Source organism: Anaeromyxobacter sp. (assembly GCA_016718565.1).
In the GTDB taxonomy this organism is placed as follows: Bacteria; Myxococcota; Myxococcia; order Myxococcales; family Anaeromyxobacteraceae; genus JADKCZ01.
The window spans coordinates 239535-266187 of record JADKCZ010000003.1; the positions used below are offsets into that span (position 1 = coordinate 239535).

At 73.6% G+C, this 26653-nt stretch carries 20 protein-coding genes; 5 read left to right on the forward strand and 15 right to left on the reverse strand.

The genetic code is table 11. The features are described from left to right. Window positions 1–12 precede the first annotated feature (12 nt). From IPO09_11200 to IPO09_11210, 3 genes are all read left to right on the forward strand, one after another. Window positions 13–1668, forward strand: coding sequence for an NADH-quinone oxidoreductase subunit M (locus tag IPO09_11200; GenBank protein MBK9517902.1), 1656 nt, complete (start codon window positions 13–15; stop codon window positions 1666–1668). A gap of 15 nt (window positions 1669–1683) precedes the next feature. After that, window positions 1684–3237 (forward strand): NADH-quinone oxidoreductase subunit N, encoded by a 1554-nt coding sequence (locus IPO09_11205; protein MBK9517903.1) that lies wholly within the window; start codon window positions 1684–1686, stop codon window positions 3235–3237. A gap of 316 nt (window positions 3238–3553) precedes the next feature. Continuing rightward, window positions 3554–4912 carry a sigma-54-dependent Fis family transcriptional regulator gene (locus IPO09_11210; protein MBK9517904.1) on the forward strand — a complete coding sequence of 453 codons (1359 nt, stop codon included), beginning with the start codon at window positions 3554–3556 and terminating at the stop codon, window positions 4910–4912. A 19-nt stretch (window positions 4913–4931) separates the two neighbouring features. On the opposite strand, the gene IPO09_11215 is transcribed toward IPO09_11210, so the two are convergent. From IPO09_11215 to IPO09_11255, 9 genes are all read right to left on the reverse strand, one after another. After that, a complete protein-coding gene (locus IPO09_11215; GenBank protein MBK9517905.1) occupies window positions 4932–5858 on the reverse strand; it encodes a hypothetical protein in 927 nt (308 codons plus the stop codon). 1 nt (window position 5859) lies between these two features. Then, window positions 5860–7710, reverse strand: a complete 1851-nt coding sequence (locus IPO09_11220) for a HAMP domain-containing protein (GenBank protein ID MBK9517906.1) — start codon at window positions 7708–7710, stop codon at window positions 5860–5862. Beyond that, window positions 7707–8855 carry a universal stress protein gene (locus IPO09_11225; GenBank protein MBK9517907.1) on the reverse strand — a complete coding sequence of 383 codons (1149 nt, stop codon included), beginning with the start codon at window positions 8853–8855 and terminating at the stop codon, window positions 7707–7709. Before IPO09_11225 ends, IPO09_11220 begins: the two co-directional genes overlap by 4 nt. Before the next feature lie 11 nt (window positions 8856–8866). Then, a complete protein-coding gene (kdpC, locus tag IPO09_11230; GenBank protein MBK9517908.1) occupies window positions 8867–9541 on the reverse strand; it encodes a potassium-transporting ATPase subunit KdpC in 675 nt (224 codons plus the stop codon). Window positions 9542–9550: 9 nt separating this feature from the next. After that, a complete protein-coding gene (kdpB, locus tag IPO09_11235) occupies window positions 9551–11599 on the reverse strand; it encodes a potassium-transporting ATPase subunit KdpB (protein ID MBK9517909.1) in 2049 nt (682 codons plus the stop codon). Window position 11600: 1 nt separating this feature from the next. Then, window positions 11601–13316, reverse strand: coding sequence for a potassium-transporting ATPase subunit KdpA (kdpA, locus tag IPO09_11240; protein MBK9517910.1), 1716 nt, complete (start codon window positions 13314–13316; stop codon window positions 11601–11603). Between the two features lie 9 nt (window positions 13317–13325). Then, window positions 13326–13415, reverse strand: coding sequence for a K(+)-transporting ATPase subunit F (gene kdpF / locus IPO09_11245; GenBank protein ID MBK9517911.1), 90 nt, complete (start codon window positions 13413–13415; stop codon window positions 13326–13328). Further along, entirely contained in the window at window positions 13412–13558 is a 147-nt protein-coding gene (locus IPO09_11250) for a hypothetical protein (GenBank protein ID MBK9517912.1), read from the reverse strand. The genes kdpF and IPO09_11250 overlap by 4 nt, the downstream gene beginning before the upstream one ends. Before the next feature lie 131 nt (window positions 13559–13689). Further along, window positions 13690–14520 (reverse strand): PHP domain-containing protein, encoded by an 831-nt coding sequence (locus tag IPO09_11255; GenBank protein MBK9517913.1) that lies wholly within the window; start codon window positions 14518–14520, stop codon window positions 13690–13692. Between the two features lie 75 nt (window positions 14521–14595). Here IPO09_11255 and IPO09_11260 point away from each other — a divergent pair, with 75 nt between their 5' ends. After that, window positions 14596–15069, forward strand: coding sequence for an Rrf2 family transcriptional regulator (locus IPO09_11260; GenBank protein ID MBK9517914.1), 474 nt, complete (start codon window positions 14596–14598; stop codon window positions 15067–15069). Between the two features lie 31 nt (window positions 15070–15100). Here IPO09_11260 and IPO09_11265 read toward each other — a convergent pair whose 3' ends face one another. The 6 genes from IPO09_11265 to IPO09_11290 form a co-directional block, all read right to left on the reverse strand. Then, complete coding sequence (locus IPO09_11265; protein MBK9517915.1) at window positions 15101–16126, reverse strand: deoxyhypusine synthase family protein; 1026 nt, start codon at window positions 16124–16126, stop codon at window positions 15101–15103. Between the two features lie 61 nt (window positions 16127–16187). Then, entirely contained in the window at window positions 16188–16877 is a 690-nt protein-coding gene (locus IPO09_11270; GenBank protein MBK9517916.1) for a CvpA family protein, read from the reverse strand. After that, window positions 16874–17437, reverse strand: coding sequence for a DnaJ domain-containing protein (locus IPO09_11275; GenBank protein MBK9517917.1), 564 nt, complete (start codon window positions 17435–17437; stop codon window positions 16874–16876). The genes IPO09_11270 and IPO09_11275 overlap by 4 nt, the downstream gene beginning before the upstream one ends. A gap of 19 nt (window positions 17438–17456) precedes the next feature. Beyond that, window positions 17457–19055, reverse strand: a complete 1599-nt coding sequence (gene dnaK / locus IPO09_11280; GenBank protein MBK9517918.1) for a molecular chaperone DnaK — start codon at window positions 19053–19055, stop codon at window positions 17457–17459. A gap of 109 nt (window positions 19056–19164) precedes the next feature. Next, window positions 19165–20214: a deoxyguanosinetriphosphate triphosphohydrolase gene (locus IPO09_11285; GenBank protein ID MBK9517919.1), complete on the reverse strand. Its 1050-nt coding sequence runs from the start codon at window positions 20212–20214 to the stop codon at window positions 19165–19167. Between the two features lie 31 nt (window positions 20215–20245). Next, window positions 20246–21055, reverse strand: a complete 810-nt coding sequence (locus tag IPO09_11290) for a CPBP family intramembrane metalloprotease (GenBank protein ID MBK9517920.1) — start codon at window positions 21053–21055, stop codon at window positions 20246–20248. Between the two features lie 218 nt (window positions 21056–21273). On the opposite strand from IPO09_11290, the gene IPO09_11295 reads away from it, so the two are divergent. After that, window positions 21274–26649: a hypothetical protein gene (locus IPO09_11295; protein ID MBK9517921.1), complete on the forward strand. Its 5376-nt coding sequence runs from the start codon at window positions 21274–21276 to the stop codon at window positions 26647–26649. Window positions 26650–26653: the final 4 nt, after the last annotated feature.

A 26653-nucleotide genomic window follows, 5' to 3' on the forward strand; every position in this document is an offset into this window, starting at 1 on the left:
GGAGCCTCGTCCATGTTCTTCTTCACCGAAGGCAACGTCCTCAGCTGGGCCACCTTCTTCCCGCTCGCCGGCGCGGCGCTCATCGTCCTCATGATGATCGCCCGGGCCTTCGTCGGCCTCGACAAGAAGCTCGTCGACGAGGCCAGCCGCTGGACCGCCCTGGTCTTCAGCTTCCTGTCCTTCCTGGCCTCCGTCGCGGCCTGGCGGCTCTACGACCCGCAGGTGGCGGGCGTGCAGCTGGTGGCCAAGACCGTCTGGATCAAGGTCTTCAACGTCGAGTACTACGTCGGCACCGACGGGCTCAGCATCTCGATGATCCTGCTGTCCGGCCTGGTGTCGTTCATCGCCACCATCGCCTCCATGCCCTGGTGGTCGAACCACCAGACCAGCCACATGGCCGGCATGGAGGACGACGGCCACGACGACCCGCACCACCCCAAGCACTTCTCGGTGCGCATGGTGCCGGGCTACATGGCCATGCTGCTGCTGCTGCAGACCGGCATGATGGGCACCTTCGCGGCCCTCGACATGTTCCTCTTCTACGTCTTCTGGGAGGTCATGCTCCTGCCGATGTACTTCCTCATCGGCATCTGGGGCGGCCCGCGCAAGGAGTACGCGGCCATCAAGTTCTTCCTCTACACCCTGGCCGGCTCGGTGCTGATGCTGCTGGCCATCATCGCCCTCTACTACCAGAGCGGCCCGGCCCTGCTGGCCGACGGCACCATGTCCAGCGGGCACACCTTCAACCTGATCGAGATGGCGCGCCAGGCCCAGGCCGGCACCTTCGCCGCGGCCGCCCCCATCATGGGCTTCGCCTTCACCAAGATCGTCTTCGTGGGGCTCTTCATCGGGTTCGCCATCAAGATCCCGATGTTCCCCTTCCACACCTGGCTGCCCGACGCGCACGTCGAGGCCCCCACGCCCATCTCGGTCATCCTGGCCGGCGTGCTCCTCAAGATGGGCATCTACGGCATCCTGCGCTTCAACTACGCGCTGCTGCCCGACGCCACCGCCTGGGCCGCCAACGCCATGGCCGTGTTCGGCGTCATCAACATCGTCTACGCGGCGTTCGTCTGCCTGGCGCAGAAGGACATCAAGAAGATGATCGCCTACTCGTCGGTGTCGCACATGGGCTTCTCGCTGCTCGGCATGGCGGCCATGACGCCCCAGGGCATCTCCGGCGCGGTGCTCAACCTCTTCACCCACGGCATCATCAGCCCCATGCTGTTCCTCATCGTGGGCGTCATCTACGACCGCGCCCACCACCGCGAGATCGAGAGGTTCGGCGGGCTGGCCACCGTGGTCCCGGAGTACTCCGCCATCATGGGCCTGGCCTTCTTCGCCTCGCTGGGCCTGCCCGGCCTGGCCGGCTTCGTGGCCGAGTTCATGGTCTTCACCGGCGCCTTCCCGGTCTTCACCACCTACACCATCATCTCGGCCACCAGCGTCATCCTCACCGCGGCCTACTACCTGTGGGCCATCCAGCGCATGTTCCTGGGCAAGCTCAACCCGGTGTACGCCAACTACCCGGACCTGGTGTGGCGCGAGCGGCTCACCCTCTACCCGCTGGCGGCCATCACCATCGTCCTGGGCTTCTACCCGCAGGCCATCCTCTCGGCCATCAACGGCACCCTGCACGCGCTGGTGCAGAACATCCGGCCGCTGTAGGCCCGGGAGCCCTCCGTGACGGATCTCCTCACCCTCGTCGACGGCAACCTGAGCTCCGCGGGCTTCTTCCGGCCCGAGCTGGCCCTGACCTTCGGGACCATGGCGCTCTTCCTCGTCGATCTCGCCTGGAAGAAGCACCCGGGGCGCTCGGGGCGGCTGGCCGCCTCGGCGCTGCTGGTGCTGGCCGTGGCGGCCGGCCTGCTGGCCTTCCAGCCGGTCGAGGCGCGCTCGCTCTTCAACGGCATGATCGCCAACGACGGCTTCGCCACCTTCTTCAAGTGGCTCTTCCTGGCCGCCGGCGCCCTCACGGTCATGATCGCCGCCCCCGGCACCTCCTTCCCGCCGGCCCGCCTGGGCGAGTTCTACGCCCTGCTCATGGCCATCGTGCTGGGCATGTTCCTCATGGCCAGCGCCACCGACCTGCTGATGGCCTACCTGGCCATCGAGCTGGTCTCCATGACCAGCTACGTGCTGGCCGGGTTCCGCAAGGGCGATCGGCGCGCCGCCGAGGCCTCGCTGAAGTACGTCATCTACGGCGGCGTGGCCTCCGGGGTGATGCTCTTCGGCATGAGCTACCTGTACGGCCTGCTGCGCACCACCGACCTGCACCTGATGGCCTCGCGCATCCAGGACCTGCAGGCCGCCGGCCTGCCCGAGGCCGCCACCAAGCTGACCCTGGTGGTGGCGGTGGTCTTCGTCACCGCCGGCTTCGGCTACAAGGTGGCCTCGGTGCCCTGGCACATGTGGTGCCCGGACGTGTACGAGGGCGCCCCCACCCCCTTCACGGCCTTCCTCTCGGTGGGCCCCAAGGCCGCCGGCTTCGCGCTGGCCATCCGCTTCTTCTACGGCGCGCTGGCCAGCCCGTCCGGCGTCCTCGGCGGGCTGCCGGCGGCGGTGGGCGGGGTGCCCTGGCCGGCGGTGGTGGGCGTCATGTCGGCCGCCACCATGACGCTCGGCAACCTGACCGCGCTGTCGCAGACCAACCTGAAGCGCCTGCTGGCCTACTCCTCCATCGCGCACGCCGGCTACGCGCTCATGGGGCTCTCGGCCGCCACCGACCTGGGCGCCCAGGCCATCATGATCTACATGGCCATCTACCTGGTCATGAACCTGGGGGCCTTCCTGGTGGTCATCCTGGTGGCCGAGGCCACCGGCTCCGAGTCCATCCTGGACTACAAGGGGCTGGCCAGGCGCCACCCGCTGGCCGCCACCTCCATGGCCATCTTCCTCTTCTCGCTGACCGGCCTGCCGCCCTTCGCCGGCTTCGTGGGGAAGTGGTACCTGTTCTACGCCGTGCTGGAGCGGGTGCCCGGGCCCGGCGGCAACTGGTACGCCGTGCTGGCCATCGTGGGCGCGCTCAACAGCGCGGTCTCGCTCTACTACTACGTGCGGATCGTACGGGCCATGTTCATCGACCCGCCCTACGACGCCGAGCCCGCCCCCATCCGCGCGCCGGCGCTCTACAGCGTGCTCATCGGCAGCGCCGCCGTGGCCATGCTGGTGTTCGGCCTGTGGTGGACGCCGGTGGTGGACTGGACCACCAGCTCGCTGCAGATGTTCCACGGGTAGGCGCGAGCCTCCCCGCGCCGCACCGGAGGCCCGGCCGCTGCGGCCGGGCCTCTTCGCTTGCCCGGGCCCATCCGCGTGGCGCCCCGACCGCGGCGCCTGGCGGTCGCGGCACCCCTCACCCCTGCCCTCTCCCCGGAGGGGAGAGGGAGCCGACGTGGTGTGCCCACTTTCAGGCTGGACTGCGAGCAGGCCTCGTCCGCTCGAGCCCCCTCTCCCCCAGCTTGCTGGGGGAGAGGGCTTGGGTGAGGGGGCCGTGCACCTTGCACGCCCCGTCCCGGCCGTCCAGGCCCGACGGCGCCGTGGCATCATCCAGGCCATGGCTGCCGACCACGGCCTCCCCCTCCTGCGCGTCCTGGTGGTGGACGACGAGCGGAACATCCGCGCCACCCTGGCCCTCTGCCTGGAGGGGCTGGGCTGCCAGGTGACCCAGGCCTCGACCAGCGGGGCCGCCGTCGAGGCGCTGCGCCACGCCCCCTTCGATCTCTGCTTCCTGGACCTCCGGCTCGGGCAGGAGAGCGGCCTCGACCTGCTGCCGCGGCTGCTGGCCGAGCGGCCTGGGCTCGACGTGGTGGTGGTGACCGCCTACGCCACCTACGACACGGCGGTGGAGGCCGTGAAGCGGGGCGCCGCGGACTACGTGCCCAAGCCCTTCTCCCCCGACCAGATCCGGCTGCTGGTGACCCGGCTCTCGGCCAGGCGCACCGAGGCGGCCCGCCGCTCCGACCTCGAGGCCCGCCTCGGCGAGGCGGCGCCGGAGGTGGCGCTCGACACCGCCTCCCCGCGCATGCAGGTGGTGCTGGACGTGGTGCTGCGCGCCGCCGCCTCGGGGGCCCCGGTGCTGCTCGGCGGTGAGAGCGGCACCGGCAAGGGGGTGCTGGCGCGGGCGCTGCACGCCGCCTCGCCCCGGCGGGCCCGCCCCTTCGTCACCGTCAACTGCCCGACCCTCACCGGCGAGCTCCTGGCCAGCGAGCTCTTCGGCCACGCCAAGGGGGCCTTCACCGGCGCGGTCCGCGACCAGCCGGGCCGGGTGGAGGCGGCCGAGGGGGGCACGGTCTTCCTCGACGAGATCGCCGAGATCACGCCGCCGCTGCAAGCCAAGCTGCTCCGCTTCCTCCAGGACAAGGTGTTCGAGCGGGTCGGCGAGACCAGGACCCGCACCGCCGACGTCCGCATCGTGGCGGCCACCAACCGCGCGCTCGCCGAGGAGGTGGCGGCTGGCCGCTTCCGCGAGGACCTGCTCTACCGGCTCAACGTGGTGGAGGTGACGGTGCCGCCGCTGCGGGAGCGGCCCGAGGACGTGCTGCCGCTGGCGCGCCGCTTCCTGGCCTTCTTCGCCGCCGGGGCCGGCCGCCCCGTGCCGGAGCTGGCCGAGGCGGCGGCGCGGGCGCTGCTGGCCCACCGCTGGCCAGGCAACGTGCGCGAGCTCCGCAACGTGATGGAGCGCGCCGTCATCCTCTCGCCGGCCCGGGTGCTCGACCTGGCGGCCCTGCCGGAGCGGCTGCGGGCCCAGGTGGCCGAGGTGCCGGTGCTGGGCGGCCCCTTCACGGTCGAGGCCATCGAGCAGGAGCACCTGCTGCGGGTGCTGGCCACCGCGCCGACCATGGAGGAGGCGGCCCGCACCCTGGGGATCGACACCTCCACCCTCTGGCGCAAGCGCAAGAAGCTGGGGCGGTAGGCGGCCTTCCGGCCCGGCCTCAGCGCGTCGGGCTGGCCCGCCCGTAGGCCACGCCCGGGATGGGCTCCTCCAGGATGGCCTGCTGCAGCGCGGCCAGGGCATCCTGGCAGACCACCTGGGCCACCCGCTTCCGGCCCAGCGACAGCGCCAGCGACCTCACGTTGGAGTTCTCGCGTGAGAGCACCAGCACCTGCCCCTGCAGCTCGAGGTAGCGGGCGAAGCCCGCCGCGGCCGGCGCCACCGCGGCCGCCCCGGCCAGCCCCGCCAGCCCGTCCAGGGCCCGGCGCACCTGCTCGACCTCCCCGGCCATGGTGGCCTCCAGTGCCGCCATGCGGTCCTCCCCCGCCTCCCAGATGTGGGGTGCGAGCAGGGCCTGGATGCGCAGGGCCCCGACGCGGGCGCGGTCCGCCAGGCGCTGGGCCTGGGCCGCCCGGGGGGGGGTGGCCTGCGAGGCCGCCCGCTCCAGGGCCGCGTCGAGCCCGGCCAGGGCCTCGGCGGCGGGCCCGAAGGCCAGGGCGTGCGCCTTCAGGTTGGTGTTCCTCACCGCCAGCCCGAGCACCTCCTCGTCGACGGCCCGCAGCGCGGTGAAGTTCCCGGAGAACCGGGCCAGCAGGGCCCGCTCGGCCTCGGTGCCGCCGGCCCCGAGGCGCCCGCCGAGCTCGACCCGACCGCGCTCCACCTCGGCGAGGGCGGCCCGGGAGCGCTCGGCGAACAGCTGCGACTCCTGGTCGGTGGCCGCCAGCACCGCGCTCTTCTCGGCCTCGGCGGCCGCCGCCAGCCCGACCTGCATCTGCCCCACCAGGTCGACGCGGCCGGCCTTGGAGGCCAGCGCCGTGGCGGGGCTCGATGCCTCGCCGAAGCGCCAGACCAGGGCGAGGACCAGCATCACCGCCAGCACGCCCGCCAGCGACCACGGCGCGATCCTGCGCTGCTCCGAGTCCGTCATGTCAGCCTCCGTCCCCTGCGCCAGGCGCCGCCAGCGGCACGGTGAACCAGAACCGGCTCCCTTCGCCCGGCGCGCTCTCGACCCCCACCTCGCCGCCGTGGGCCTGGACCAGCTCCCGCACCAGGTAGAGCCCCAGGCCCACGCCGCCGCCGCGGCGACCCGGCACCCGGAAGTAGCGATCGAAGACCCGCTCCTGCCACTCCCGCGGGATGCCCTCGCCGCTGTCGGCCACCTCGAAGCGGACCGCCTGGCCCGCCGACGCGGCGCCGAGGGTGACGCGGCCGCCCCGGGGCGTGTGGCGCAGGGCGTTGGAGACCAGGTTGGAGAGCACCAGCGCCAGCCGGTCGGGGTCGGCCGCCACCTCCACGCCCAGCCCCTCGGCGCGCACCTGGAGCGCCACCCCGGCCGCCTCCGCGGCGTCGCGGGCGGCGGTGGCGGCGTCCTCCAGCAGGGTGCGCGGCGCCACCGGGCGGCGCACGAGCTCGACCCGGCCGGCCTGGATGCGCGAGAGATCGAGGAGGTCGTCGACGATGCCCTGGAGCCGCTCGCAGTCCTGGCGCGCCGCCTGGAGCAGGTCGGTCTGCTTCTCGGTGACCGGGCCAGCCGCCTCCTCCACGCACAGGTGGATGGCCATGCGCAGCGAGGTGAGCGGGGTGCGGAACTCGTGGGCCACGGTGGCCACCAGGTCGTTCTTGAGCTCGTCCACCCGCATGAGGCGCGTCACGTCCTGCAGGACGACCGCGGCCCCGCTCACGCCGCCGCCCTCGGCGTGGAGGGGGGCGGCGCGAGGCAGCAGCCAGCGGGTGCCGTCCGGCCCGTCGAGCCGCACCGCGTCCTCGAAGCCGCGCGGCTGCCAGGGGCCCAGCCCGGCCGCCACGTGGGCCCGCACCCGCTCCACGGCGGCGCGCAGGGCCGGGTCCAGCGCCGCCAGCGGCCCGGCGGTCGACCCCCCGGCCCCGAGGCGCAGCAGCGCCTCGGCAGCGCCGTTGGCGTTCTGCAGGTTCCCCGCCAGGTCCAGGATCAGCACCGGGTCGGGCAGGCCGTCGATGGTCGCCTGGGCCGCCTGCTGGGCCTGCAGCAGCTCGCCCAGGCTGCTCTGCCGGTACTCGGCCAGGCGGTCGGCCATGGCGTTGAACTCCCGGGCCAGCCCGGCGATCTCGTCCTTCCCGGCCACCCGGGCCCGCGCCGTGAGGTCGCCCGTGGCGATGCGCTGCGCCGCCAGCGCCAGGACCGTGACCGGCCGGACGATGCGCGCGGTCAGGCCGGAGGCCAGCAGCGTGCCGGCCAGGAGGCCCCCCAGGGTGGCCGCCACCACCAGGGCGATGAGGTTCCGGGCCTGGGCCCGGGCCCGCTCGCTGCGGCGCACCATGGCGTCCTGGTTGAGATCGAGCACCTCCTGGGCGGCGGCCTTGACGCCCTGGAACCGCGGCTCCATGTCGTCGAAGTAGGCCGCCTCCAGCGCGGGGCGGCCAGCCAGGCCCTCGAAGCGGAGGGAGGCCTCCCGGTAGGCGTCCCAGGCCTGCCGCAGCCGCGCCGTGGCGTCCGCCTCGCCGCGCTCGGTGACGTTGCCCTGCTGGACGGCCAGCTCGGCCTCGAAGGTTGCCCGGTTGGGGGCCACCTGCTCGTCGGCCCGATCGGGCCGGTCGGCCACCCGGAAGAGGGCGGCGCGGTCGAGCCGCTCGGCCGCCTCCTTCATGCGCTGGGCCGCCAGCACGCTCCGGTAGTTGTCCTTGAGGATCTCGTCGGTGGCGTGCCCCAGCGTGCGGACGCTGCCGATGGCGATGAGACCCACCAGCGCCAGCGCCACCGCCAGCACGGCGTGGGCGCCCAGCAGCTTGGCCTTGAGCGTCACGCCCGCTCCTCCTCGACGTCGAGGGCCACGATGTGCACGTCGAGGTCGTCGGCCTCGTCCACCAGCCGCTGCGGCAGCGACCGGCCGAGCGCGCGGCGCCACCAGGGCTGGCTGGAGCGTCCCACCATGACGTCGCTGACGCGGTGGGAGCGGGCGAAGTCGAGGAGCGCCGCGGCCGGGTCCTTCCCCTTCAGGCGGATCACCTCGGCCCCGAGCTCGCGGGCCCGCTCCAGGTTGTCGAGCAGGTGGCGCTGGCTCTCGGCGTCGATCCGGTCGGCCGCCTCTCGGGGCGTCTCCACGTAGACGGCGAACCAGTCGGTGGCCAGGCGCCCGGCCATGCGGGAGGCCCGCCGGAGCAGGGCGGCGCCGCGCGGCGGGTGGGAGGAGAGGCACACCAGGAGCCGCCCCGCCGCCAGGCGCGACGAGCCGGTCTCCGGCTCGGCCGCCCGGGCGGTCCGCTCCAGCGTCTGGGCCACCTCCCGCAGGGCCAGCTCGCGCAGGGTGGACAGGTTCCCGCCCCTGAAGAAGTGCTCCACCGCCCAGGCCACCTTCTCGGGGGCGTAGATCTTTCCGCGCTGCAGGCGGTCGAGCAGGTCCTCGACCGCCAGGTCCAGGTTCACCACCTGGTCCGCCAGCTCCAGGAAGGCGTCCGGCACCGTCTCGCGCACCCGCACGCCGGTGACCCGCTCGATGAGGTCGTTCAGGCTGTCGAGGTGCTGCACGTTCATGGCGCCGATGACGTGGATGCCGGCCTTGAGCAGCGCCTCGACGTCCTGGTGGCGCTTGCGGTGGCGCGAGCCTGGCGCGTTGGTGTGGGGGATCTCGTCCACCAGCGCGACGGACGGGCGGCGGGCCAGGACGGCGTCGAGGTCCAGCTCCTCCACCGCCACGCCGCGGTACTCCACCCGCCGGCGCGGCACCTGCTCCAGCCCCTCGAGCAGGGCGGCCGTCTCGGCGCGGCCGTGCGTCTCCACGAAGGCCGCCACCGCGTCCACGCCCCGGGCCTGGAGGGCGTGGGCCTCCTCCAGCATCCGGTAGGTCTTGCCGACCCCCGCGGCGTACCCCAGGTAGAGCTTGAGCCGGCCGCGCTTGCCGCGCTCCAGCAGCTCGAGGAAGTCCTCGGGGGTGGCGCGGGGGCGGGTCATCCGGCCGGACTCTAGCGCGCTCGGGCCGGGGTGGCGGGCCCGGCCTGGGGTCCCGCCGGGGCGGGCGCTCCGAACCGCCGGTCGAGCGCCAGGTTGACCACCAGGACGTTGACGCGCGGCTCCCCCAGGATGCCGAGGTCGCGCCCCTCGACGGCCTCGTCGAGCACCGCCTGGACGCGCGCCGGCGCGAGGCCGCGCGCCGCCGCCACCCGCGCCACCTGCCAGGCGGCGCCAGCCGGCGTGAGGTGCGGGTCGAGGCCGCTCGCGGAGGTGGTGACCAGCTCGGCGGGCACCGGCCCCGGGGCCTGGGGATTCTCGGCGCGCAGGCGGGCCACCTCGGCCTCGACCCGGGCCCGGAGCCTGGCCGAGGTGGGGCCGAGGTTGGAGCCGCTCGAGGCCGAGGCGTCCCAGCCGTTCGCTCCGGCCGCCGACGGGCGGGGCCAGAGGTAGGCCTGGCCGGTGAAGGCCTGGCCGATGAGCTCGGAGCCGACCACCACGCCCCTGGCGTCCTCGACCAGGCTGCCGCCGGCGCGGTGACCGAAGAGGACCTGGGCCAGGCCGGTGACCAGCAGCGGGTAGGCGAGGCCGGTCAGGACCAGCGTGACCAGCGTGAGGCGGAGGCCCTGGGCGAACAGGCGGCCCAGGTCGAGGGGGTGGGTGTCGAGGGGCCTGGTGGTGGGGGTCATGTCGTCCTCCTAGACCAGCCCGACGGCGGAGAGGGCCAGGTCGATGAGCTTGATGCCGACGAAGGGCACGATCAGGCCGCCGACCCCGTAGATCAGCAGCGAGCGGCGGAGCACCGCCGCGGCGCCGATGGGCCGGTAGCGCACCCCCTTCAGGGAGAGCGGGATGAGCGCCACGATCACCAGCGCGTTGAAGATCACCGCCGAGAGGATGGCGCTGTAGGGCGAGGCGAGGTGCATCACGTCGAGCGGGGCCAGCTCCGGGTAGGCGGCCACGAAGAGGGCCGGCAGGATGGCGAAGTACTTGGCCACGTCGTTGGCGATGGAGAAGGTGGTGAGCACCCCGCGGGTCATGAGGAGCTGCTTGCCGACCTCGACCACCTCCAGCAGCTTGGTGGGGTTGGAGTCGAGGTCCACCATGTTGCCGGCCTCCTTGGCGGCCTGGGTGCCGGTGTTCATGGCCACGCCCACGTCGGCCTGGGCCAGCGCCGGCGCGTCGTTGGTGCCGTCGCCCGTCATGGCCACCAGCCGCCCCTTGGCCTGCTCGCTGCGGATCAGCGCCAGCTTGGCCTCCGGGGTGGCCTCGGCCAGGAAGTCGTCCACCCCGGCCTCCCGGGCGATGGCCGCCGCGGTGCGCGGGTTGTCGCCGGTGATCATCACGGTGCGGATGCCCATGGCGCGGAACCGCTCGAAGCGCTCCTTGATGCCGCCCTTGACCACGTCCTTCAGGTGGATGAGCCCGAGCACCTGGGCGCCGTCGGAGACCGCCAGCGGGGTGCCGCCGGTGTCGCCGATGGAGGCCGCGGCCCGCTCGACCTCGGGCGACAGGGCGCCGCCCATGGTGCCCACGTGGCGCGCCACCGCGTCGAGCGCCCCCTTGCGGATGACGCGGCCGGCGGTGTCGCAGCCGCTCATGCGGGTATTGGCGGTGAAGGGGACGAAGGCGTAGCCCTCGCCCAGCTCGCGGCCGCGCAGGCCGAAGCGCTCCTTCACCAGCACCACGATGGAGCGCCCCTCCGGCGTCTCGTCGGCCAGGCTGGCCAGCTGGGCCGCCTCGGCCAGCGCCTCGAGCCGCACCCCCGGCGCCGGCAGGAGCTCGCTGGCCATGCGGTTGCCGAGCGTGATGGTGCCGGTCTTGTCGAGCAGCAGCACGTCGACGTCGCCGGCGGCCTCCACCGCCCGGCCGCTCATGGCCAGCACGTTCTTGCGCAGCAGCCGGTCCATGCCGGCGATGCCGATGGCCGACAGCAGCCCGCCGATGGTGGTGGGGATGAGGCAGACGAGCAGGGCCACCACGGCCGTGACCGAGAGCGGGATGGAGGAGAAGGCGGCCAGCGGCACCAGCGTGACGCAGGCCACCAGGAAGATGATGGTCAGCCCCACCAGCAGGATGTGGAGGGCGAGCTCGTTGGGAGTCTTCTGGCGGGCCGCCCCCTCGACCAGGGCGATCATGCGGTCCAGGAACGACTCGCCCGGGTCGACCGAGACGCGCACCACGATGCGGTCCGAGAGCACCCGGGTGCCCCCGGTGACGGCCGAGCGGTCGCCGCCCGACTCGCGGATGACCGGGGCCGACTCGCCGGTGATGGCCGACTCGTCCACCGAGGCGATCCCCTCCACCACGTCGCCGTCGCCGGGGATGACCTGGCCGGCCTCCACCACCACCCTGTCCCCCCGGCGCAGCGTGCTGGCCGACACCTGCTCCTCCCGCCCGTCGCGGAGCCGGCGGGCGGTGGTGTCAGTGCGGGTGCGGCGCAGCGCCGCCGCCTGGGCCTTGCCGCGCCCCTCGGCCACCGCCTCGGCCAGGTTGGCGAAGATCACCGTGAACCAGAGCCAGCAGCCCACGGAGAAGGTGAACCACCCGGGGGCGGCGCCCGGCCCGGGCGCGACGAGGTCGCGGAGCCAGAGCAGCGTGACGAGCACGCTGCCGACCTCCACCACGAACATGACCGGGTTCCTGGCCACCTGGCGCGGGTCGAGCTTCTTCAGGCTCTCCAGCAGGGCCGGGCGGAGGAGGGCCGGGTCGAGCAAGGTGGTGGGGGCGGCGGTCTTGGCGGTCATGTCAGAACACCTTCCCGGCGCCGGCGAGGAAGTGCTCCAGGACCGGTCCGAGGGTGAGGGCGGGGAAGTAGGTGAGGGCGCCGACGACCAGGATCACCGAGACCAGGAGGGCGCCGAAGAGCCAGCTCTCGGTCGGAAAGGTGCCCGGGCCGGGCTCGACCGCCTTCTTGCCGACCATCGAGCCGGCGATGGCGAGCGCCGGCACGATCATGAGGAAGCGGCCGGCCAGCATGCCCACGCCCAGGGTGACGGTCCAGAAGGGGCTGGTGGCGTCCAGCCCGCCGAAGGCCGAGCCGTTGTTCCCGGCGGCGCTGGTGTAGGCGTAGAGCAGCTCCGAGAGGCCGTGCGGGCCGGCGTTGGGGGCGCTGGCCGCCGCCGACGTGACCGCGGCCCAGCCGGTCAGCGGCAGCACCAGCAGCGGGAAGACCAGGATGTAGATCGTGGCCAGCTTCATCTCGCGCGGCTCGATCTTCTTGCCCAGCAGCTCGGGGGTGCGCCCCACCATGAGGCCGGCGATGAACACCGTCAGCACCACGAAGATCAGCATCCCGTAGAGCCCCGCGCCGACGCCGCCGAAGATCACCTCGCCGAGCTGGATGTTGACGAGCGGCACCAGGCCGCCCAGCGGGTTGAAGCTGTCGTGCATCCCGTTGACCGCACCGCAGGAGGCGGCCGTGGTGGCGGTGGCGAAGAGCGCGGTGCCGTCCACCCCGAAGCGCACCTCCTTGCCCTCCAGGTTGCCGGCCGCCTGGTCCACCCCGAGCCCGGCCAGGGCCGGGTTGGGCTGGTGCTCGGCCCAGGTGACGGCGGCGTAGCCGGCCAGGAAGAGGGCCAGCATGGCGCCGAAGAGCGCCCAGCCCTGCCGCGTGTTGCGCGCCATCCGGCCGTAGGTCCAGGTGAGCCCGGCGGGGATGGCCAGGATGAGGAGGATCTGGAGCAGGTTGGTGAGCGGGGTGGGGTTCTCGAAGGGGTGGGCGCTGTTGGCGTTGAAGAAGCCGCCGCCGTTGGTGCCGAGCTGCTTGATGGCCTCCTGCGAGCCGACCGGCCCGAGGGCCAGCACCTGCTTCACCCCCTCCACCGTGGTCACCTCGAGGGAGGGCGCCAGCGTCTGCAGCACGCCCTGCGAGACCAGCACCAGGCCGAAGACCAGGCTGGCCGGGAGGAGCAGGTAGACGGTGGCGCGGGTCAGGTCGACCCAGAAGCTGCCGAGGGTGCGCGGCGCGCCCGGCTCGAGCCGCCGGGTCAGGCCGCGCGCCAGCGCCAGCGCCACGCCGATGCCGGCCGCCGCCGAGGTGAAGTTGTGCCATGCCAGCGCGGCCATCTGCGAGAGGTACGACATGCTGCTCTCGCCCGCGTAGGACTGCCAGTTGGTGTTGGTGGCGAAGCTGGCGGCGGTGTTGAACGCCAGCGCGGGCGGCACCGCGGCCAGCCCCTGCGGGTTGAGCGGCAACAGCTGCTGGAGCCGGAGCAGCGCGTAGGTGCCGAGCATGCCGAGGGCGCTGAAGACCAGCAGGCTGGCGGCGTAGGCCACCCACCCCTGCTCGGCAGCCGGATCGACGCCCGAGAGCCGGTGGATCAGCCGCTCGAGCCGCCCGAGGGTGGCCGGCAGCGGCGGCGACCCTTCGAACACCCGAAACATGAAGGCGCCGAGCGGCTTGGTGATCAGGAGGAGGAGGCCGACGAAGGCGGCCGCCTGGACCCAGGCGTGGAGGGACATCGGGCCTCCCTAGAACTTCTCGGGGCGCACCAGCGCGTACCCGAGGTAGGCGAACAGCAGGACCGCGGCGGCGAGGCCGAGGGCGTGGTCGAAGGTCATGGCGACCCCGGGCCATCGAGGCGGTCGAGCCAGCGGGCCAGGGCCAGCGACGCGCCGAAGAAGGCGACGGTGGCGAGGACGAAGACGAGATCGAGCATGGTGGCGACTCCGCGCGCCGGGGTGGCGCGTCGAAGCCCAGCCATGCATCGTCCTCGCCAGCCCGGGGGCCCGAGTGGTGACGAGCCCTTGGCGGCCGCTGCGGCGACCCGCCCGTGCAAGGTGCACGACCAGGCCTGGGCGGGCGCTGCGCGCCGCCACCCAGGTGGCCTGAGGCCTACGGCCGCCGCGCCTCCAGCGCCGCCAGCGCCGCCTGGTCCATGGTGACCATGCCGAGCTGGCGATCCGGCGTGACGTCCGGGCCGTGGTAGTCGGAGCCGGCCGTCATGACCAGGCCGCTGGCGGCCGCGGCGCGGGCGTACTTGTCGCGCACCGAGGGGTTCTGGTCGGGGTGGATGACCTCGATGCCGGAGACCCCGGCCTCGGCCAGGCGGGCCACCTCGGCCACCTCCAGCTTCGACACGCCCGGGTGGGCGATGGTGACCGTGCCGCCGGCCCCTCGCACCAGCGCCACCGCGTCGGCCGCCTCCAGCCGGTAGCGCTGCACGTAGGCCGGCTGCCCCTCCCCGAGCCAGCGGTCGAATGCCTCGCGGACCGTGGCCACCGCCCCGGTCTCCACGATGGCCCGCGCCACGTGCGGGCGGCCGATGGTCTTGCCGCCCGAGTGGCGCTCGATGGCCTCCTCGGTGACCGACACGCCCAGGGCCGCCAGCCGCACCACGATCTGCCGCACCCGCTCGCGCCGGTGCACCGCCAGGAAGTCCTCGAAGGCCACCAGGGCCGGGTGGGCCGGGTCCACGAAGTGGCCCAGCAGGTGGATCTCGCGCCGCTCCAGGAAGGCCGAGAGCTCGATGCCGGGGACGAAGCGCAGCCCCTCGCGCGCCGCCGCCGCCGCGCCGGACGCCAGCCCCGCCACCGTGTCGTGGTCACACAGCGCCCAGGTGCCCAGGCCGGCCCGCCGCGCCAGCACCGCCACCTCCGCGGCCGGGTACTGCCCGTCCGAGGCCAGCGAGTGGCTGTGCAGGTCGATGCGGCCAGGTGCGCTCATGTTTCCCTCCCTCCCCTCGTGCTAGAGTTCGCTCCCCCCGAAGGTCCCAGTCGGACCCAACCAGCGGAGCGACGAATGCAGCACGTACTCCGGATCTCCCGCAAGATCGATTACGGCCTGCGGGCCATGATCTACCTCTCTTCCATCCCGCTGGAGTCGGTGGTCCCCTTCCGGGAGATCGCACGCCAGATGGACGTACCGGAGGACTTCCTGGCCAAGATCCTCAAGACCCTGGTGGACCAGGGGCTGGTGAAGTCGACGCGCGGGCCGCACGGCGGCTACGCGCTGGCCCGCACCCCGGGGGAGATCAGCTTCCTCGACGTCATCGAGGCGGTGGAGGGGCCGGTGGCCCTCAACGTCTGCCTCGATGGCGAGGACGCCTGCGGCCACACCTCGGCCTGCACCATGGTGAGCGTCTGGCGCATGGGCCAGGAGCGGATGCTGGACGTCTACCGGCAGTCGAAGCTGGCCGACCTGGCCTTCCAGGCCCGGGCCGACGGCCAGGTGGGGCTGGTACAGCTGCACCCGCCCGAGGCGCCGCGCCCCTGACCGGGGGCTCGGCCCCGGCGCCGGCCCTCCCCTACTTCATCCACCGCGCGATGAGCGCGTCGGCCTCGGCCGGGTGCGCCTTGGCCTCCAGCAGGGCGCTCAGCATGAGCGGCGCCACGATGGTGGCGTCCGACTCCACCACGAACATGGGCGTGTCCTGGGTGAGCTTGTCCCAGGTGATCTTCTCGTTGGGCGTGGCCCCCGAGTAGGAGCCGTAGGACGTGGTGGAGTCCGAGATCTGGCAGAAGTAGGCCCAGGGCTTCACCGGCTCCTGCAGGTCGTACTTGATGGAGGGCACCACGCAGATGGGGAAGTCGCCGGCGATGCCGCCGCCGATCTGGAAGAAGCCGACGCCCTTGCCGCGGGAGAGCTTCTTGTACTGGTCGTACCACTCGGCCATGTACTCGATGCCCGACTTGACGATCAGCGGGCTGCACTCGCCGGTCTTGACGTGGCTGGCGAAGATGTTGCCGAAGGTGGAGTCCTCGTGGCCCGGGACCACGATGGGCAGCCGCTTCCTGGCCGCCGCCAGCAGCCAGCTCTCGCTGGCCTTGCCCTGGTGGAGCTCCCTGGGCAGCGCCTGGATGAGCTCGTAGAAGTACTCGTGCCAGAAGCGGCGCGCCTTCTGCTTGGTGGCCTTGGTCCACATGGGGACGATGAACTTCTCCACCGCGCGGAAGGCCTCGTCCTCCGGGATGGAGGTGTCGGTCACCCGCCGCATCCGGTCGTCGAGGATGCGGGTGTCGTCCGCCTTGGTGAAGTAGCGGTAGTCGGGGAAGTCCTTGTAGCCGTCGTGCGCCACCAGCCGGAAGAGCGACTCCTCCAGGTTGGCGCCGGTCACCGACAGGCCGTGGACCAGGCCGGCGCGGATGGCCGGGGCCAGCGTGATGCCGAGCTGGGCCGAGCTCATGGCCCCCGCCACCGCCCAGAACATCTTGCCGCCGCCCTGCACGTGCCGCCAGTAGGCCAGCAGCGCGTCGCGCGTGGCGCGGGCGTTGAAGTTCTTGTAGTTCTTGAGGACGAACTCGAGGACGGGCAGCTCGGAGGTGGTCGCCATGGGTGCCTGATCTAACATGGCCACCCGGCCCATCGACAGGGGATCGCGCCGCCGCCCCGGCCTACTCCGGCTCCAGCCGCTCCAGCAGGGTCTTCAGCTCCGGGTCGGTGAGCGGCAGCGGCTCGTCGCCCCAGCCCGGGCGCTCCACCAGCGCCTGGAACCGGGGGTCGTCGAGCAGGCGCCGGATGCCGGGATCGCGCTCCAGCAGCCGCCGCCGCGCCGCCGGGTCGCGGGTGGCCTCGAGCAGCCGCTGCAGCGCCCTGGCCTGCTCGGGCGCCGCGGCGCTGAGCAGGTTGTGGCGGGCCGCCAGCGAGCCGAAGTCGGAGCCGCGGGTGTCGAGGCGCAGCGGCCCCAGCACCAGCGGGCCGCCGGCCAGCGCCAGCGCCGACAGGAGCACCCAGGCCACCAGCCCGGCCTTGGCCCCGCCCAGGAGGGCGCCGAGGCCGCGGTCCAGCGCGCCGGGGGAGCCGCCGGGCCCGTGCAGCCGGCGCGCCACCAGGGCGCCCACCAGGCCGACCAGCGCGGCGCCGGCCAGGAAGCAGCCCACCGCCAGGGCCGAGCGCTGCCAGGGCGGCGGCCCGCCGCCGAGGAGCCGGGGGACCAGCCAGGGGGCCAGGTGGCGCGCCGCCAGCCAGCCGGCCACCACCGCCGCCACCTGCACCAGCTGCCGCAGCGCGCCCGAGATGGCCCCCGCCACCGCGAAGAGCAGCAGCAGGCCCAGGATGATCAGGTCGAGGGTGGCCGGGCTCACTTGATGCGGTAGTCGCCCTTGACGCGGGACCTCTCCAGCTCGCCCTGCACCGCCGCCAGCTGCTCCTTGAACTTGGGGTTGGCGGCCTCGTACATGAGGGCGCTCTTGAGCGCCCGCTCGGCGGCCTCCCAGCGCCCCGCCTGCACCTCCAGCATGGCGGTGGCGAAGAACTTCCGGCCGTTGGGCGTCTGGCCGAACTGCTCCTCCAGCTTCTTCTTCTGGTCGGCGCTCGCCGCCGACTCCTCGGCCTCGGTGAAGCGCAGCTTCCTGGCCCGGTCCGGCCCCGACACGTCGGCCAGGTAGCGCACCCGCTTCTGGTCGTCGCGCAGCACCGTGTAGGCCTCGTTGATGCGCCGGTAGATGCGGCCGATCAGGTCCCTCAGCTCGGCGCTCTCCACCGCCGCGAAGCGGTCCGGGTGGTAGGCGCGCGACTCCCGGTAGTAGGCGGCCTTGACGTCGGCGGCGCCGGCGCCCTGCTGCAGCTTGAGCACGCCGTAGTAGTCGAGCTGGTCGAGCACGGCGGCCAGCGTCTCGACCTCGATGAGGAACTGCGCGTCCACGGGGGGGCTGCCTCCTGGGTCAGGCCTGGCGCTCGGCCAGCTCCATGCCGGCGTTGTCGTCCATGGCCTTCTTGATGTCCTGCTCGGACAGGCCGGAGGAGAGGCTGATGATGGTGGAGGTCTTCTGCCCGGTCTCCAGGTCGGTGGCCGCCACGTTGACGATGCCGTTCGAGTCGATCTCGAAGGTCACCTGGATCTGCACCTCGCCGCGGTAGCCGATGCGGAAGCCGGTGAACTCGAACTCGCCGAGCAGCTCGCAGCCCTCCACCCGGCTCGACTCGCCCTGGTAGACGCGGATCTTGACCCGGTCCTGCCCGTCGCGGCTGGTGGTGAAGGTCTTCGACTTCTCGATGGGGATGGGGGTGTTCTTGTCGATGATCCGCTCGGAGAAGCCACCCACCGTGCCCACCCGCAGCGAGAGCGGCGTGACGTCCAGCAGGTAGCTGGCCTGGCCGAACTCGGCGGCGCTGGTGGAGAGCAGGGCGGCCGCCTGGATGGCGGCGCCCATGGCCACCACCTCGTCGGGATCCACGTCGGTGAGCGGCTCCCGCTGGAAGTAGTGGCGCACCGAGCTGCGGATGATGGGCAGCCGGGTCGGGCCGCCCACCAGGATGACGGCGTCCACGTCCGAGGCGGTCAGCCGCGCCGACTGGAGCGCCTCGTCGCACACCTTGAAGGTGCGCTGCACCAGGTCCATCACCATGCGGTTGAACTGGTCCGCCTGCAGGCGCTGCCGGAGGTCCAGCACCTGGCCCTCGGGCGACTGGCAGATGCCGGGCACGTGGATCTCGGCCACCCCGTCGCGGCCCACCTCGATCTTGGCCCGCTCGCCGGCCTCCTTGAGCATCTGCAGGCAGAACTTGTTCTGGCGCAGGTCCAGGCCGTGCGCCTGCAGGAACCCGTCGGCCAGCCACCCCATGATGCGGTCGTCGAAGTCGTCGCCGCCCAGGTAGGTGTCGCCGGCGGTGGAGAGCACCTCGAAGACGTCCTTGCCGATCTCCAGGATGGAGACGTCGAAGGTGCCGCCGCCCAGGTCGTAGACGCAGATCTTCTGGGAGATGTCCTTGCCGAAGCCGTAGGCCAGCGCCGCCGCGGTGGGCTCGTTGATGATGCGCAGCACCTCCAGGCCGGCGATGCGCCCGGCGTCCTTGGTGGCCTGCCGCTGGTTGTCGTTGAAGTAGGCCGGGCAGGTGACCACCGCCTTCTTCACCTCGCGCCCGAGGTGGGTCTCGGCCACCGCCTTCATCTCCTTGAGCACCAGCGCCGAGATCTCGGGCACCGCCAGGAGCCGGTCGCGCACCTGGATGCGCACCGAGTTGTTGGCCCCCTCGACGATGCCGTAGGGCATGACCGCCTGGGCCTTCTTCACCTCGTCGGAGAAGTAGAAGCGGCCGATGAGCCGCTTGGCCGAGTAGACGGTGTTCTCCGCGTTGGTGATGATGTTCTTCTTGGCGTCGTTGCCGACCAGCACGTGGCCGTCGTCCAGGAAGCTCACCACCGAGGCGTGGGTGCGCTCGCCCCACTCGTTGGGGACCACCCGCGGCGATCCGCCGTCCGCGACGGCCACGCACGAGTAGCTGGTTCCGAGGTCGATGCCGACTGCGATGTCGTCGCTCATGGTGCTTTCGGCCAGCGTTTCCAGGGGGTTGGGAGATGCTAGTGGGCGGTACGGCGGGCTGTCAAACCGCCTGGGCGCGGCGCCGCGCCGCAGCCCGGCCGCGGCCCGCTCAGACGATGGCCCAGGGGCGCGGCACGTAGAGCGCCTCCCAGGTGGCCAGCGCGAAGCGATCGGTCATGCCGGAGAGGAAGTCGGTGACGGCCCGCTCCTGCGTCTCGCCGGGCCGCGGCGCCACCCCGTAGGTGGCCCGCAGGCGCGCCGCGTCCTCCAGGCACCAGTGGTGCAGGTCCTTGAGGATGCGCTGGGCCTTGACGAACTCCTCGTGCACCACCGGGTTCTCGTAGACGCGGGCGTAGAGGAAGTCGCGCAGCGCCAGCAGGGCCTGGTGCACGCCGGGCGACAGCTCGATGTGCCCCCCGCCGTCCAGGTCGGAGTGGACGATGACGTCGCGGATAAGGGTGGCCAGCCGCTCGGAGTGGCGGCCGCCCAGGGTGGCGCGGATGTCGGGCGGCACCTCGGCCTCGGTGAGCAGCCCGGCCCGCACCGCGTCGTCGAGGTCGTGGTTGACGTAGGCGATGACGTCGGCCAGGCGCACGATCTCGGCCTCCAGGGTCATGGCCTTGGGCCCGCTGCCGCGCATCAGCACCCCGCCCTTGCCCTTGGAGTGGCGCAGGATGCCGTCGCGCACCTCGATGGTCAGGTTGAGCCCGGCCCCGTCCTTCTCCAGCACCTCCACCACCCGCACCGACTGGGTGACGTGGTGGAAGCCGCCGGCCACCACCTCGGAGAGCACCCGCTCGCCGGCGTGGCCGAAGGGGGTGTGGCCCAGGTCGTGGCCCATCACCATGGCCTCCACCAGCATCTCGTTGAGGCGGAGCGCCCGCGCGATGGAGCGGCCCACCTGCGCCACCTCCAGGGTGTGGGTCAGCCGGTTGCGGTAGTGGTCGCCGGTGGGGGCCAGGAAGACCTGGGTCTTGCCCTTGAGGCGCCGGAAGGACTTGCAGTGCAGCAGCCGGTCGCGGTCCCGCTGGTAGGCGGGGCGCATGTCGTCCTCGGGGTCGGGCCGCTCGCGCCCCCGGGTCCCGGCCGACAGCGCGGCGCGCGGGTGGAAGGTGCGGGCCTCCAGGTCCTCCAGCATGGCGCGGATGGTCGGGGGCATGGCGGGGTCCTAACGCCCGGGGCGGGCGGTGTCAGGCGTAGAAGGAGCGCTCCAGCGTGGCCAGGAAGAGGTTGGAGAGCGCGTGCACCACCACCGGCGCCCAGATCCCGCCGGTCCGCTCCCGCAGCCAGCCGAAGAGCAGGCCGGGGAAGAAGGTGCCGACGCGCCAGGGCTGCAGGGTCACCAGGTGGCCGAGCGCGAAGAGCACCTGGGTGAGCAGGAAGCCGCGCCCCAGGCGCGCCCCCAGCACCGTGATCCCGGCGCCCGGCGCGGCCCGCGCCAGGCTGGTCTGCAGCCAGCCGCGGTAGAAGAGCTCCTCGGGCAGCGCCACCACCAGCAGCTGCGTCAGCACCAGCAGCGGCAGCCGGTCGGGCAGCCGGAAGGCGAGGCGCGGCGCGCCGGCGTAGGGCGCCAGCAGCCCCCGCAGCCCGGGGGAGAGGCCGGGCAGGGCCTCGGCGAAGAGCCAGAAGCCCACCGCGAAGAGCGGGAAGACCAGGGCGCAGGTGAGGAGCCCCTGCCAGAGGCCGCGCCCGGCGGCGCGCCAGGTGCGCCCGTCGCCCAGGCCGTGCAGCGGGGCGCCGTAGGCCTCCCAGTCCTCGCCGCGGGCGCGCAGGCGGCGGTCCGGCAGCCAGACGAAGAGGAAGGCGGCCACCCCGGCCAGGTTGGCGCCGACCAGGCCGGTGGGATCGGCCAGGGAGACCAGCCGCGCCGCGCCCAGGCCGGCCACCGCCAGCGCCCAGGTGCGCAGCAGCGCGCCGGTGCGCTCGGGCGGCGGCCCCGCCTGGCCGGCCCAGGGCGGCGCGGCGTCCGGCCGGGGCGGCGGTGGGCTGGGCAGGGGCACGCCCCCGGATCGCACGCGACCCCGGTCGAGTCAACGGCACACCTCGCGGCGGCGCCGTCCGGGCGCGGTTCGCCCGCTCGACGCTGGGTCCGCTCGCGCCCGGCCGGAGGGCCCGGCCCCCGACGCCAGCCATGTGCGCGCCCTGCCGACATGTCGCCCGCCGCGGCGTCCGGGCGGGTCCCCTGCCCGTGGTACGATCCGGCCTCGAGGAGATTGCCATGACGACACCGCGACGGACCACCGCCCGCTGGCTGGCCGGGCTCGCCCCGCTCTTCCTGCTGGGGCTCGCCCTCCCCCTGCTGGCGCCGTCCTGCGGCGACTTCCAGCCTGGCGTGAAGTCCTTCGCCAAGGGGTCGCTCATCATCCCCATGGACGTCTGCTACCAGTGCACGCGCCAGTCGGCCGACGGCTTCGACGCCGCCACCGGCAACTGCGCCCGCACCGGCTGGGTCTCGGCCCCGTCCGGCAACGCCTGCCCCCAGGCGCTGGCCCAGGGCGACGTGATGCGGGCCTACGGCCTGGTCTACCAGCTCATCCGCAACGACGTGGCCGTCTACTGGGTCATCGACCCGGCCAAGACCGCCATCGACGGCTACGACCTGGCCATCCAGTACCAGGGCGGGTTCCCGGTGGCGGAGCTGGACTGGGCCACCGGCCTGCCCGGCGCCTCCCCGGTGGCCTCCGCCACCATCCGCTACATGGGCGGCCCCTTCGTGGTGGACGGCAGCGACGCCGCCAAGGCCATCGCGGTGATGAAGGCCTACCAGTCCACCTTCGGCGCGGTGAACGTGCACGTGGCCTCGGTGGCCTTCCAGGGGAACGTGGCCAAGACCATGGCCGGCGGCTGGGGCGCCGGCGGCGCCGTGCCGCCCAAGCTGGCGCTGCTCGACATCGGCTCGGGCAACATCACCGCCACCTCGCCGGTGACGATGAACTCCGCCAAGAACTCCGAGCCGGTCATCCAGGAGTACCTGGCCCGGGCCGGCATCGGCTCGGGCGCGGCCGGCGGCACCGCCACCGGCGTGCACGGCGAGATCTACGACAAGCTCGGCATCGACGACTTCCAGCCCGCCGCCGGCTCCACCGACCCGCGCACCAGCCGGCTCTTCCAGAACGGCTACCAGATCCTCTGGGTGCCGCACTGGGTGGCGCCTGGCTCCTGCTCCAACTACAGCTCGAACGCCACCTGCGCCGCCTCCCTCTACTCGGCCGCCCGCGTCGACCAGGTGCTGAAGACCATCGGCCTGTTCGTGGCCGGCGGCGGCGACCTCTTCGCCGAGTGCGCTGGCCTGGGCAGCTTCGAGGGGGTGCGGCGCTCCGACGGCAGCTGGTCGCTGGACTACGAGGACGGCGCCAGCGACCACTCCTCCCAGCTGCAGACGCCGGTGGACGCCTCCCCGCCGGACACCCTCTCCGGGATGCGCATCAACCAGCGCAACCCCGGCGCGCCGCTCTACGCGGGCAGCTTCTCCAGCCCGCTGCTGCAGCTGGGCGACTTCCCCTTCAAGCCCTACGACGGCGCCATCAAGATCTACCGGCCCTACAGCGCCTACGTCACCGCCTCGCCGCCGCTGGTGCGGCTCACCCAGGACACCACCGACCAGACCCTCGACTACTTCACGCTGCTGCCGCGCGCCGCCAGCGGCGGGCGCGGCTCGGTGGTCTACCTGGCCGGCCACAGCTACTCCGGCGTGCAGGGCAGCTTCCAGGCGGGCGGCTCGCGCCTGGTGGTCAACACGCTCTTCAACCTGGGCGCCACCTGCACCGCCAGCGGCGTGTCGTGCGCCACCGGCCTGCTGGGCGCCTGCGGCCAGGGCGTGCTGGGCTGCTCCGCCAGCGGCCAGCCGGTCTGCTCGCCCACCACCACCGGCGACGACGAGGCCTGCAACGGCGTCGACGACGACTGCGACGGCCTGGTGGACGAGGACCTGGAGCAGGGGTGCTACGGCGGCCCCACCGGCACGCAGGGCGTCGGGCTGTGCCGGGCCGGCGTCCGCACCTGCCAGGTGAACCCGGACGGCGGCTACGGCTTCTCGGCCTGCCAGGGCGAGGTGCTGCCGACCCCCGAGGGCTGCAACGGCCTGGACGACGACTGCGACGGTGAGGTGGACGAGCTGGCCCCCAGCGTGCGCCTCTCGGAGGCCTGCTACTCGGGCTCGCCCGGCACCCAGGGCGTGGGCGCCTGCCGGGGCGGCACCCGCACCTGCACCGCCGGCACCTGGGGCGGCTGCGCCGGCGAGGTCACGCCGGTGGGCGATCCCTGCAACTCCCCGGAGGGCGGCACCACCGCGCTCGACCGGGACTGCAACGGCGCCATCGACGCCTGCGGCTCCTGCCCGCCGGGCCAGGTCCGGGACTGCTACGACGGCCCGGCCGGGACCGACGGGGTGGGGCCGTGCCGCCGCGGCAGCCAGACCTGCTCCAGCTTCGGCGAGTGGTCCACCTGCGCCGGCGCCGTCAAGCCGGGCGAGGAGGTCTGCCGCAACGACGTGGACGAGAACTGCAACGGCCCCACCGACGACGACCCGCCCTTCTGCAACGCCTGCAAGCCCACCGACCCGGTCGTCACCTGCTGGACCGGTCCGGCCGACGCCGTCTTCCAGTCCCCCACCCGGCCCGACGCGGTCTGCGTGCGCGGCACGGTGTTGTGCCTGCCCAGCGGCGAGCTGGGCGGCTGCGTCCAGCAGACGCTGCCCGGGCCGGAGCTGTGCAACGGCAAGGACGACGACTGCGACGACCAGGTCGACGACGGGGTGGCCTGCGGGGCCGGCTTCGCCTGCGAGAACGGCGTCTGCGTCTTCTCGTCGTGCGGGCCCGAGGTGCCCTGCCGCGAGGGCTACGACTGCATCGCCGGCGCCTGCAAGCTGACCGCCTGCGGCGCGGGCGGCGCCTGCGACGCCGGCACGGTGTGCGACTTCGGGTCCTGCAGCGATCCCTGCGCCGGCATCACCTGCGGCGTGGGCTCCACCTGCGCCGGCGGGTACTGCACCGGCGGCGCCTGCTACGCGGAGGGCTGCCCGGCCGGCTCGGTCTGCCAGGCCGGGACCTGCGTGGCGGACACCTGCCAGGGGATCATCTGCCCGGGCGGCACCTTCTGCCGCCAGGGCGACTGCGTGCAGGCCTGCGCCTTCGTCACCTGCGGCCCGGCCGAGCGCTGCGACGGCGACGGGTTCTGCGCTGCCGACCCGTGCGCCGGGAAGACCTGCGCGCCCAGCCTCTCCTGCCGCGACGGGGTCTGCGTGGCCGACGCCTGCGTGGGCGTGGCCTGCGGCCAGGGCCAGCAGTGCCGGGCCGGGGTCTGCGAGGACGACCCGTGCGCCGGCGTCACCTGCCCGGCCGGCCAGTGCCGCGACGGCCAGTGCTTCGCGGTGCGCCGCCCGGCCGAGGGCACCGGCGCCGGCGGCGAGGGCTCGAGCGGCTGCGGCTGCGGCGGCGGGGCCGGCTCGCCGCTGGCCCTGCTCGGGCTCCTGCTGGCGCTGCCGCTGGCGCGGCGGCGGCGGCCCGGCCGGGCCTCGCCGCGCGGCGGGCTCCTGCTCCTGGTGGTGCTGGCCGGCCTCCCGGCCGCCGGCTGCCAGAAGGCCGCCGCCCCCTTCGACCCGCTGGCCTGCGCCGCGCTGGCGGTGCCGCTCGGCACCTGCGAGACCGAGTCCCGCTGCATCGACCACTTCAACGACCCGTCCCACTGCGGCGCCTGCGGCCAGGCCTGCGGGGCCGGCAACTGGTGCGTCGACGGCGTGTGCGGCCCGGCCAGCACGGTGGCGCCGCGGCTCACCGGGGTGAGCCCCTCCCTGGCCCCCACCGGCGGCCTGGCCCCGGTGGCGGTGACGCTCACCGGCGAGCGGCTGGCCGACGGCGCCTCCCTGCGCGCCTCCAGCGACTTCGGCACCGTCACCGTGCCCACCACCCGCCAGGCCAACGGCTCGCTGCTGGCCTCGCTCGACCTCTCGGGCGCCGCGGCCGGCACCTGGGTGCTGCGGGTGGTCAACCCGGACCTGGTCATCTCCAACGGGCGGGCCTTCGGGGTGGTCATCCCCACGCCGGTCATCACCGCGGTGGTCCCGGTGCCGGACCTCTCGCCCGGCGCCTCGCCGCCCCAGGTGGTGGCCGGCGGCCTGCGCACCCTGCGCCTGGTCGGCACCGGCCTCATGGTGGGCAGCGCCTGCCGCCTGGGCGGGTCCACCCTGTCGGAGCGCGAGGTCCCGGCCGAGCTGACCGCGGCGGGGCTGGAGTGCCAGGCCGACCTCTCCTCCGTGCAGCCGGGCCGCTACGACGTCTGGGTGGTGAACGACGCCGACCACGTCTCGGCGCGCGCCCCCTTCCAGGTGGTGAGCGCCGCGCCGGTGCTGACCACCCTGGCCCCGTCCTCGGCCCGCTTCAACACCACCACCGGCGTCCAGCTCTTCGGCTCCGGCTTCGACGTCACCAGCAAGGTCTGGTTCACCGGGCCCGGCTTCCCGGCCGGCCTGGCGCAGAACACCACCTTCGTGGACCCCACCCGGCTCATCGTGGACCTGCTCGACCTGCAGCGCTGCCCCGCCGCGCCCTGCCCGGTCACCGACCCCACCCACCGCTACACGCTGGAGGTGCGCAACGGCCCGCAGGTCTCCGAGCAGAAGGAGCTCTTCGTCGAGGCCGCCACCCGCACGGTGAGCGCCATGGCCCCGGTCACCGCCTACCAGGGCGACCTGCAGCCCGTCACCATCAGCGGCAGCGGGCTGTCCGGCAGCCTGCTGCAGGTGCGGCCGCCGGGCGGCGCCTTCGCCACCGCCCCCCTCGACCCGCTCAGGCCCAACACCGACGGCGCCATCTCCGGGGTGGTGGACCTGGTCGGCACGCCGCCGGGCGCGGCGCCGGCCGGCAGCTGGGACGTGCGGCTGCTCTACCCCACCGGCGCCACCTCGGCCTCCTTCTCGCTGCGGGTGGACTCCAACCGGGCCATCATCGTGGCCACGCCCCAGCCGGCCGGCGGCGAGGCCGGGCTCACCGTGGCGGTGACGCTCACCGTCGCCAACCTCCGGCCGCCCCTGTCGGCGGTGCGGGTGCGGCTCTCCGACCCCACCCCCGGCGCCACCTTCACCCTCGAGCCCACCCCGCTGTCCTTCCCTGCGGCCGACAAGGTGGTGGTGTCGCTGCCGCTGGCCGGCCTCCAGACCAAGGTCTACGCCCTGGCCGTGGTCAACCCCAGCGGCGCCGCCCCCTCCAACCCGTACAACTTCACGGTGCTGCCCGGGCAGCCCACCGTGACCTCGGTGGCCTGCACCAGCCTGCCGCCGGCCGCCGGCGCGCTCTGCCCGTCGGCCTCCTCGGCCCGGCAGCAGGCGACGCCGGTGCCGGTGCGCATCGACGGGACCAACTTCGCCAGGCCGGACGCGGCCGGCAACAACGGCTCGCAGGTGCGGGTCTCGTCCGCCGCGCTCGGCGTGGTGGACCAGCTGCTGCCCGCGGCGGCCGTCACCGTGACCTCGGCCACCCGCATCGACGTGGCGCTCGACACCACCCTGGCGGTGCCGGGCACCTACGCGCTGTCGATCTGGAACCAGGGGGGCGCCCAGCGCTCGACGCCGCTGGCCGGGGCCTTCACCATCCTGCCCTGAGCGG

Bases quoted from the DNA above. Each gene is read 5' to 3' on its own strand.
- kdpC (MBK9517908.1), bottom strand. From the start codon at position 9,541: ATGACCCCCACCACCAGGCCCCTCGACACCCACCCCCTCGACCTGGGC.
- dnaK (MBK9517918.1), bottom strand. From the start codon at position 19,055: ATGAGCGACGACATCGCAGTCGGCATCGACCTCGGAACCAGCTACTCG.
- IPO09_11295 (MBK9517921.1), top strand. From the start codon at position 21,274: ATGACGACACCGCGACGGACCACCGCCCGCTGGCTGGCCGGGCTCGCC.
- kdpB (MBK9517909.1), bottom strand. From the start codon at position 11,599: ATGACCGCCAAGACCGCCGCCCCCACCACCTTGCTCGACCCGGCCCTC.
- IPO09_11215 (MBK9517905.1), bottom strand. From the start codon at position 5,858: ATGACGGACTCGGAGCAGCGCAGGATCGCGCCGTGGTCGCTGGCGGGC.
- IPO09_11285 (MBK9517919.1), bottom strand. From the start codon at position 20,214: ATGCCCCCGACCATCCGCGCCATGCTGGAGGACCTGGAGGCCCGCACC.
- IPO09_11255 (MBK9517913.1), bottom strand. From the start codon at position 14,520: ATGAGCGCACCTGGCCGCATCGACCTGCACAGCCACTCGCTGGCCTCG.
- IPO09_11200 (MBK9517902.1), top strand. From the start codon at position 13: ATGTTCTTCTTCACCGAAGGCAACGTCCTCAGCTGGGCCACCTTCTTC.
- kdpA (MBK9517910.1), bottom strand. From the start codon at position 13,316: ATGTCCCTCCACGCCTGGGTCCAGGCGGCCGCCTTCGTCGGCCTCCTC.
- kdpF (MBK9517911.1), bottom strand. From the start codon at position 13,415: ATGACCTTCGACCACGCCCTCGGCCTCGCCGCCGCGGTCCTGCTGTTC.
- IPO09_11250 (MBK9517912.1), bottom strand. From the start codon at position 13,558: ATGGCTGGGCTTCGACGCGCCACCCCGGCGCGCGGAGTCGCCACCATG.
- IPO09_11210 (MBK9517904.1), top strand. From the start codon at position 3,554: ATGGCTGCCGACCACGGCCTCCCCCTCCTGCGCGTCCTGGTGGTGGAC.
- IPO09_11260 (MBK9517914.1), top strand. From the start codon at position 14,596: ATGCAGCACGTACTCCGGATCTCCCGCAAGATCGATTACGGCCTGCGG.
- IPO09_11225 (MBK9517907.1), bottom strand. From the start codon at position 8,855: ATGACCCGCCCCCGCGCCACCCCCGAGGACTTCCTCGAGCTGCTGGAG.
- IPO09_11265 (MBK9517915.1), bottom strand. From the start codon at position 16,126: ATGGCGACCACCTCCGAGCTGCCCGTCCTCGAGTTCGTCCTCAAGAAC.